The 8,241-nt window shown below is 53.8% G+C and carries 7 protein-coding genes; 4 read left to right on the top strand and 3 right to left on the bottom strand.

Annotated features, from left to right (window positions below; all coding sequences use genetic code 11):
- The first annotated feature begins 164 nt into the window (after positions 1 to 164).
- Genes FJ146_18485 through FJ146_18475 form a run of 3 tightly spaced genes read left to right on the top strand, consistent with a single transcriptional unit; the run spans position 165 to position 2,767 of the window.
- Positions 165 to 1,166, top strand: a complete 1,002-nt coding sequence (locus FJ146_18485; protein MBM4253960.1) for an ATP-binding cassette domain-containing protein — start codon at positions 165 to 167, stop codon at positions 1,164 to 1,166.
- Complete coding sequence (locus FJ146_18480) at positions 1,163 to 1,969, top strand: hypothetical protein (GenBank protein ID MBM4253959.1); 807 nt, start codon at positions 1,163 to 1,165, stop codon at positions 1,967 to 1,969. Before FJ146_18485 ends, FJ146_18480 begins: the two co-directional genes overlap by 4 nt.
- A 3-nt stretch (positions 1,970 to 1,972) precedes the next feature.
- Positions 1,973 to 2,767, top strand: coding sequence for a hypothetical protein (locus FJ146_18475; GenBank protein ID MBM4253958.1), 795 nt, complete (start codon positions 1,973 to 1,975; stop codon positions 2,765 to 2,767).
- A 7-nt stretch (positions 2,768 to 2,774) separates the two neighbouring features.
- On the opposite strand, the gene FJ146_18470 is transcribed toward FJ146_18475, so the two are convergent.
- Positions 2,775 to 3,815, bottom strand: coding sequence for a glycosyltransferase family 4 protein (locus tag FJ146_18470; GenBank protein MBM4253957.1), 1,041 nt, complete (start codon positions 3,813 to 3,815; stop codon positions 2,775 to 2,777).
- 148 nt (positions 3,816 to 3,963) lie between these two features.
- The gene (locus FJ146_18465) at positions 3,964 to 4,257 is read right to left on the bottom strand and encodes a cytochrome c (protein ID MBM4253956.1); all 294 of its coding nucleotides are present in this window, start codon (positions 4,255 to 4,257) and stop codon (positions 3,964 to 3,966) included.
- Between the two features lie 61 nt (positions 4,258 to 4,318).
- Here FJ146_18465 and FJ146_18460 point away from each other — a divergent pair, with 61 nt between their 5' ends.
- The gene (locus tag FJ146_18460) at positions 4,319 to 7,312 is read left to right on the top strand and encodes a c-type cytochrome (protein MBM4253955.1); all 2,994 of its coding nucleotides are present in this window, start codon (positions 4,319 to 4,321) and stop codon (positions 7,310 to 7,312) included.
- Positions 7,313 to 7,638: 326 nt separating this feature from the next.
- On the opposite strand, the gene FJ146_18455 is transcribed toward FJ146_18460, so the two are convergent.
- On the bottom strand, positions 7,639 to 8,160 hold the full coding sequence (locus FJ146_18455; protein MBM4253954.1) for a hypothetical protein: 522 nt from the start codon (positions 8,158 to 8,160) through the stop codon (positions 7,639 to 7,641).
- Between the last annotated feature and the right edge of the window lie 81 nt (positions 8,161 to 8,241).

The raw sequence follows: 8,241 nt of genomic DNA, 5'->3' as shown, positions 1-8,241 counted from the left end.
CTCCAAGAACGCACAAGGAAGTTACCTGCCTCATCGACGGACAGCGTGCGGCGCTTGAGGTTTTCTTTATTGAGCTATGATTTCCTGGTATTAGTGGTGGGGATTTTCTCCTATGATTTGGCTATTACATTGTAGTTACGGCGAAAATCCAGAAAGTCTCACAGATGATTCAATGTCGCGGGCTCGGTAAGGACTTCAAGCATTATCAAAAGGCGGCTGGTTTTGCCGGATCTCTGAAACAACTGGTGCGCCGCGATTATCAGCTGCGGGCGGCGGTGACTCATTTTGATCTTGAGATCAATCCTGGGGAAATGGTTGGCCTGCTCGGTCCCAACGGCGCTGGCAAGACGACACTCATGAAGATGTTTAGCGGCATCATTGTACCGAGCCATGGTGAGCTCCGGGTACATGGTCATGTGCCGTTCGTGCGTGAACAGGTGTTTCGGCGCAAGATAGCGCTCGTCATGGGGCAAAAGTCGCAGCTATGGTGGGACATACCGGCCATGGATTCGTTTCTGCTCCTCCAGAAATACTATGAGATCGACGACACCGCGTTCAAAAAGCGACTGTCTGAGCTCAGTGCGCTCCTTGGTGTTGAGCGCCAAATGCAGGTGCACGTGCGGAAGCTGTCGCTGGGTGAGCGGATGAAGATGGAGCTCATGGCCTGCTTGCTGCATCGTCCAGATATACTCTTTCTCGATGAGCCCACCATAGGCCTTGATGTTGTGGCGCAACGTAGTATTCGCGACTTTATCGCTCAGTATCAAGCGCAGCATAAGACCACGGTGATTCTGACATCACACTATATGGCCGACGTCGAGGCGCTTTGTCAGCGTATCGTCTTAGTGCTCGGTGGGGAGAAGCGCTTTGATGGTCCCATCGGTGAGTTCTCATCAATCTTGGGGCTCGAGAAGTTTGTCACCATAGCCTTTAGCGCATCTATCCCAACGGAAGCTGCCAACTACTTCAAGGATTTTGACCCGCACTGGAACGATGCGCGCACCAGGGTGGACCTGCGGATCGCTGAGGGCGATGTCCGGCGGCGCGCGATCGAGATTCTCGAATGCTTTCCCGTCATCGAATTCAGTATGGAAAAGCTGCCCATTGAACGCGTGATGAACGAGCTCCTGATCAATCCGCATTTACTGAAGGGAGCAGCTCAATGAGCGTGGCCACTGCCCGTAAGTGGGGCGCTACCATCAGGATCAGCTGGAACAAGCTCCTTAGCTACAAGCTCAATTTATTACTCCTCGTGATTGGTCCTAGTGTCGTCTTCTTTTTTGTTAAATACAGCCTATGGACGGCGATATTCCAGCTTGAGGGTATCGAGCAGTTGCAGGGCTACGATCTTGGCGGAATGTTACAGTATCAGGGCTGGACCTTGATCGTTGCGCTGCTGGGTCAGGGCTACAACAGCATGAATCTGGCCGAGGACATCAGGCTCGGGCGCATATCGGCATTTCTGGTTTATCCTTTCGGCTTTTGGTCGTTTCAGACAGCGAGCTTTATCGCCTTTGAGTGCTTGCAGCTGTTTACAGCTGCGATCACGCTGAGTGGTCTACTTTTGCTCGGGATCGTGACGCATCTCACGCTGACGTCACTCTTGGCTGGTCTATGTTTCTCAGTGCTTGTCAGTTTCTTTTGGTATCAGACCAGTTATCTCATAGGCCTCATGGCATTCTGGCTCGAGGAAACCTGGGTGCTGCGTGTGATGTTTCTGACGATTACCCAGTTTTTTTCCGGTGCCGTCATGCCACTCGAGGTGTATCCCGAGTACCTACAGCGGCTCCTGATGTGGACACCGTTCCCCTATTTGACCTATGCACCAGTTAAAATATTTATGGGTGAATACCAGGGCGATATCATGATGGGCGCCGGCATACTCAGTTTTTGGCTTGGCATTACCGCCCTAGCGAGTTTGGCGGTATGGCGCCGAGGACTTCGACTCTACACGGCTGCGGGGATGTGAGCTATGCGCCAATTAGTTAGTCGATACTGGGGCGTCTATACAAGATTTCTGAGTACCTGTTTTGCTGCAGCCAGCACCTACCGCCTACACTTTGTGCTTCTGATCATCATGGATCAGCTGTTTTACTTCAGCATGCTAGGATCGGTCGACTTTCTCTACAATCATGTGAGCAAAATTGGCGCCTGGCATCGGTCTGAATTTATGTTTTTCATTGCCTTTATACTTGCCGTTGATCACTTGCACATGAGTTTTGTGAGCGAAAGTTTCTGGGAGTTTGCCTTTGATATCCGGACGGGGCGCCTCGATTTTGTGCTATTGCGTCCACTGAATACTTTATTTTCTGTATTTGCACGGCAGATTCGGCCAGCGACGCTGATCAATTTTGTGACGCCGTGGGGCTTTCTGATTTATTACGGCCGCCAGATGCAACTAGATCTGGGGAGCTGGATCCTATTATTTCCGATGGTGTTATTTTCCCTAGTGCTCCTGACATCGATCGAGATCTTGGTATCAATGCTGATGTTTTGGACGGTTGAAGCCATGGGCATCAACTTCCTCAGGATTCAGATCCAAAGCGTATCGCGGTGGCCGGAGTTTATTTACCGCGGGTTTGCCAATCGCCTCTTCACGGTGGTGTTTCCCATACTACTCGTGGGCAGTGCACCGGTTTATGTCCTGCTCGATCACGGGCGCTGGCCGTGGGCTCTGGCAGCATTTGTAGCGCTTGTCGTTATTTGGGCACTGATCGGGGTTTTTTGGCAAAAGGGCCTAAAAGCTTACGAGTCGGCATCGAGTTGAGATTAGCTTATTTTTGACTACGGGCATCTGCACACGCCCTAACCACCATCTGTGCAATATGGCGTGCATCGTACCTGGTCACCATGAGCTCACGTGCTCCGTCACTTAGAGTCTGGAGTTTGCGAGGATCGGCTACTAGCGTCGCGATGGCAGATGCTAGCTCACAGGCGTTGGGGGCTATGAGTTTGATGTTGCTGTCGTCGCGGAACACTTCGCGAATAGCTGGAGTATCGATCGTGATGATGGGGCGGCCGCAAGCAGCGTAGTGAAAAATCTTATTGGGTATCACAAGGGGCGCCTTAGCCGTGGTGCCAAAAATGCCGAGCGCGATATCGTAGCTAGCGATGCGTTGCGGCAAATCTTGGTACGGTAGCCAGCCCGTTAACTGCACGTTGGTGACACCAAGGTCAGCCACCAACCGGCGGATGTCGTCACCGACAAAGCCGTCGCCGATGATCTCGAAGTCGCAGTCGCGCCGAATTGCCGCAGCCTTAATGATGGTGTCGATTCCCTGGAGGGGATTGAAGCTGCCGTAGAAACCAACGAGAGGTCGACTCCGCGGCGCCAAGTGCTGCGGAGGAGGAGCGAAGACGCGGCAATCAACCCCCACCGGTACCACCCGCAGCTTATGCTCCGGCACACGCAAATGATCGCGGTAGTAATCAGCGTGGGCACGGGTGTCCGCTAAGACAATGTCAGCGCTATGAAAGATGCGCACATCTGATAGGTAGGTGGTCAGGGCGTGTGGCGAGTACCACTTGATGTTTTTATAGTCGTGTACCTTAGTAAGGTAGCGAGAAATCAAAGGATCAAACACCACCGGTACACCCGGGAATGCGCGTCGTACCTTGCGCACCGACTTGTGCGTAAAAGACGGCAGTAATAGGACATCGCAGCTGAGCGCACCTCTGAGAGCCCTTAGCTCACCAGCACGTACCTTTTTCAAAGGCCGCTCTGCAAACTCAACACCCAGCTCACGCATCCCGGTCAAGATGACGGAAGTGCGGTTGTAGGTCGGATCGTAGGCGCCGGTGAGGCAAATCTTCATAGCTGGTCTACTTAATTGTTGGTGGCTAGCTGCAACTCAGTAGATTTACAGCAGCTACCAGCCGTTTTGAACGGGAGATCGGGCGGTTTTCTCTAAGGCCTTAAGATAACTGGGGAAAACCGCCTTAACCAACAATTAAGTGAACCAATTAAAGAGCGGCATGATCCTTTTTCAGGTCCGCTTCTGAGTACGTAGCCTCAGGAAAAGCTGGCATGCCAGCGCGGCCTTCACGCACTGCGGCGGAGTAGGCCTCGAGGCTTAAGCCGGTCAGTTTGGGGCCGATATCGCCTTCGCCTTGGTCGCCGTGGCAGCTTGCGCATTTGGTGCTAAACACAGTGCTTAGAGCACCAACAGCGGCAACTTTAGTTGTGGACGGCTGGAAGCTGCATGCGTTGACACCAGCTGCGCTCAGGGCGGCGAGTAATAATGCTTTCATATTCATGTGATACCTCCTCGTTTGCCGGGTGACAGGGGAACAGTGCGGCAAAACTCGGGGGACCCATATGCAAAAAAATAGGAAGCGTCAACTACTAGAACCAAACCTTTACATATTGTTTGAGTCGAAACTTAGTCATCTCCATTTGTCAGCGCCGCATTTACAGTGTAACGAGAGTAGCGTTGCGCAGGGCCTCCGTCACCGGTACGCCTTCAACCAGGAATTTTTTCAAATCGTTGCTAGCCCCCCGCCGGTGACTACAGGAGACTTTATGAAGCAGAGTCGGATCGCCCTCTCCCTAGCGCTAGCATTTGCTGCGGCCGGTCAGGTCATGGCAGCACCTCAGGAGCTTAGCCAGCCTTTTGAGCTCCACGTCGACATGATTAAGGCGGAGCCGCCACGGCGTCATCTTGACGCTAAACACGATGCCGTTACCAATAGTGTTGTAGCTAATGCGGGCACAGACGACTTCGTCGTCTACGGAGCCGTGAAAGCTCTAGCCGACACATTGGATCGATTGCAAGTCGACGTCTACATTGAGAATCGTCATGACTACCCGCTCGATGATGTCGCGCTTGAAATCTCCGAGGCTGGCTCCAGCGGCACTTTTGTCAATCTAACGACCGACGCCTACAGCCAGGCCAAGCTTACAGCGCCGACTTCATTGTATGTCGGGCGCATGGCTCCCTTTGGCATGAAGCGCGTCACGCTTGGGCTCGGAAAGTCGTTACGCCCCGAAATCGTCGGCCGCATCGTTGCGCGCGAGGGTAGTGGCTCAGGCCAGACTTCCACCAACATCCTCGTCGCACCCACCGGCGATGAACTTTGGGCCGTCAGCACGGACACCGACGAGGTTGTGGTCTACGGACTGCCGGGACGTGACGTCATGGCGCGTATTCCTGTAGGCAGGGCACCAGCGAGCTTGGCGCTGCAGGCAGCCAAGAACTGGATCGTAGTTGCTAGTGCCAAGGGTAACACCGTGACGGTGATCGACCGTGAGACTAAGCGGGTACTCTCGGTGCTAGGGGCCAAAGAAGAATTCGGCCGTGAGCTGCAGCAAGTGATCGTGTCGCAGCGTGAGCCCAAAATCTATGTCTCCAGCTATGTCGAAGGGCTCTTAACTGAGCTGCGCCTCGGCGATGATGCGCGCCTAGTCAGTAGCCGTAGCCTCAGTATCGGTGCTCGTCCCACGGGCATGAGCATGACTTACGACGAGTCGAATCTCTACGTCGCTCATTTTCTCCCGCGTGGTGACATCAAACACAACGAATCATGGATCAGCGTCATCAGCCTCGCCGACTTTAGGGCGGAAAAAGACGCGATCATCGAAGATCACTTCAATCCGGATAATCCGCGGATGCAGTGTCTCGCCGACTTTTACAGCAGTTACCTGCCGACCAAGCTCGTTTATGGTCAGCTCCAAGCCAAAGATTTTAGTCTAGAAGGCACGGCGAGCCAGCTTTCCGGCGTGTTTCTAGACCCCGCTGGCCAAACTGCCTGGGTGCCAGGCACGCGGATCACCGGAGCTCTGGTGGTGCTCGAGCGTGGTGCCAACGCTGATAAATCACTCACGCGGTTTGGCGGACTGCAGCCAGCGCAGCTCAGTGCGCCGCTGATATTCCCGATGGATGCTAGCCGCAAATCGGAACTGCACGAGCTGTTCACCCGCGATGTTGAGATGGCGATCCCTAGTCTCAAGCGCGTGGTTTACTGCATGCGTCATCCACTTGAAATCGAATTTATTGATCGCACTCTCATCAGTGGCGGCAAGGAGCAAATCAATCAGTTCCTAGCCTACGGGGTCCCTCATGCAGGGTTGACCGGTCTGGGGCTAGTAAACACGATAGCTTTCACCAAGGGCGGTCGCTTCGCCTTGATGCTGAGTCACGTGTCGGACGAGATTGCGATCTACGATGCAACAACCATTCATCCGGCAAGTCAGCTCCACTTCCAACTCTCGGGCTCCAACCCGAAGGGTATGACGGTGTCGCCAGATGGCAAAAAGGTTTACGTCCTCTACGAGAACTCAGACTTTATCTCCGAGGTCGATGCTTCGTCCTATGCTCCAGACGACAGTGCTCAGCTTGCTAGACCGTATGAAATCCCTTATCGCTATGCGCCAACGACCAAAAGCCTGATTCAGCTTGGTGGTGTCCTTGGCTTACCGCTGATTCGTAATATTGAGAAGGTCGCTAAGACTCCAGAGCTCCGTGAGATTGCGCAGCTCAAACTGCGTGCGACAGATCCCCTTGGCGCGGAACTCCGTCGTGGCAAAGTCCTATTTGAGTCGGCTAATCCCGACAAATATCCCGTCTCAGTCAACCGCCTCGGCGCCTGCGCTTCTTGCCATCCTAACGGCGGCAACGATGGCTCGAGCTGGGTGACGATGGAAGGACCGCGTCGCACTATGTCCCTGCGTGGTGGCGTGGCCGATCGTGGCTGGCTCCACTCCAGTGCGACGCACACGAATGCCCTTGAGTTTGTCGAGACGATCGTGCCGGAGCGACTTGGTGGAAAACTAGGTGACGAAGACACCAAGGCGATGGCTGCCTACCTCGAGCGTGGCGTAGCCAAACTGCAAGCGCCGCGCGTCGATGCGGCCCTAGCTGCACGCGGTAAAGAACTGTTCACCACCAACTGTGCCAGCTGCCATCGTGGCACTGCGTCGACCAGTGGCGTCAAGGCTGACGGCACGCCGCGTCTTTACGACATCGGTACGAGTAATCCGGACCACGGTGTGGCGGCAGGGCGGTTCGCCAATAAGCTGATTGGTCTTGCCGACCCTAAATCGCAAGAAATCGCCGAGTCGCTGATCGGTGACCGGCCTCTTGGCGGCGACGATCCCGTGCAGAAGATCCTTGATTACCGTCCACGTCCGGTACGCAGTGCGGGCCAGTTTAAGGCGCCGTCTTTGGTGAATGCCTTCGATAACGCCGTATTCTTCCACGATGCATCAGTCGGCACGCTCGGCGAAGCCATCCGACACGTGAGTAAGAAGCTGGATCTGAGCTTTAGTGACGAAGATTTTGCGGCGCTCGAGGCTTACGTCAAGACGCTGTAAATCGTAATCAACGTGTGTGTGGAGTGCAGAGCTATCACCGTTTATGGAGCGGATGATGCTCTGCACTCTGGCATTTAGGTCACGGACCTGGCAGGCGGTGCGTAGCTAGCGCCCTGATTTTTATGCCAAAATGATCATTAAAATGATCAAAAAAGCGATTTTTGTTCAATTTTGTAGACAAAAGCTGACTAAAAATTGCGGCATTAAACCGCATTCAAACTATCCGAGATCGATCTTTTCTCCTCGGTATTTGACAGCGTGAGATCAGTGAGTTTGATGTTTGAGCGGCTTTTGTCGCTTAGGTAAGGGAAGTAGTCCCAAGCTCTCTAGTCGTCAATTGACCGAAATGCAACTCCATCGAGGCCGGCATAGGAGTTACCGCAAAAGGAACGAACCGAAACACAGCCAGAAGGCATAACGTCTATGCGACAGACACCATTGCCAGAGTACGTTGCAAACATGCGAACTTTTATCGGGCGGTATCCAACGGGCAGAGTAAATGCACAATTGTCGGTGACACCGGCCCGGACTATTCCCCGTAGCCACACGGTACCTTGTTTATCTCGATAGTAACCGGTCGGACCGTAAGCAGTATCACCGGTGCTCCCATAATCGAGCCAGGAATTTTGGAACGTCGGGGTAATCCATGCCTCTTGCTTGATTGAGCCCCCACTGATAGTGACGTCGCCACTAACTTCCAATGAGCTGGTCGGGGACGTAGTCCCAATACCGACGTTGCCGCCCATAAATAATGCAGTGGGTCCGGCACCGCTTTGATCTGTGCGGACTGCTGGGACCGTGGCACTATTGGCTGTCACCCGCAAAGTGCCAACAGTAGAGTCTGCCACCGAACCGACACCCAAGCTGGTGATGTTCCCAGCGCCATTTACTACCAATGTTTGAGTAGGGTTCGTAGTCCCAATCCCGAC

The sequence above is a fragment of the Deltaproteobacteria bacterium genome, from assembly GCA_016874735.1.
In the GTDB taxonomy this organism is placed as follows: domain Bacteria; phylum Bdellovibrionota_B; class Oligoflexia; order Oligoflexales; family CAIYRB01; genus CAIYRB01.
Note: the sequence above shows the minus strand (reverse complement) of the source record. Positions and strands in the feature narration are given on the sequence as shown.

Excerpts from the sequence above, each read along its gene's own strand:
- FJ146_18485 (MBM4253960.1), top strand. The coding sequence starts at position 165 with ATGATTCAATGTCGCGGGCTCGGTAAGGACTTCAAGCATTATCAAAAG.
- FJ146_18480 (MBM4253959.1), top strand. The coding sequence starts at position 1,163 with ATGAGCGTGGCCACTGCCCGTAAGTGGGGCGCTACCATCAGGATCAGC.
- FJ146_18475 (MBM4253958.1), top strand. The coding sequence starts at position 1,973 with ATGCGCCAATTAGTTAGTCGATACTGGGGCGTCTATACAAGATTTCTG.
- FJ146_18470 (MBM4253957.1), bottom strand. The coding sequence starts at position 3,815 with ATGAAGATTTGCCTCACCGGCGCCTACGATCCGACCTACAACCGCACT.
- FJ146_18465 (MBM4253956.1), bottom strand. The coding sequence starts at position 4,257 with ATGAATATGAAAGCATTATTACTCGCCGCCCTGAGCGCAGCTGGTGTC.
- FJ146_18460 (MBM4253955.1), top strand. The coding sequence starts at position 4,319 with ATGCAAAAAAATAGGAAGCGTCAACTACTAGAACCAAACCTTTACATA.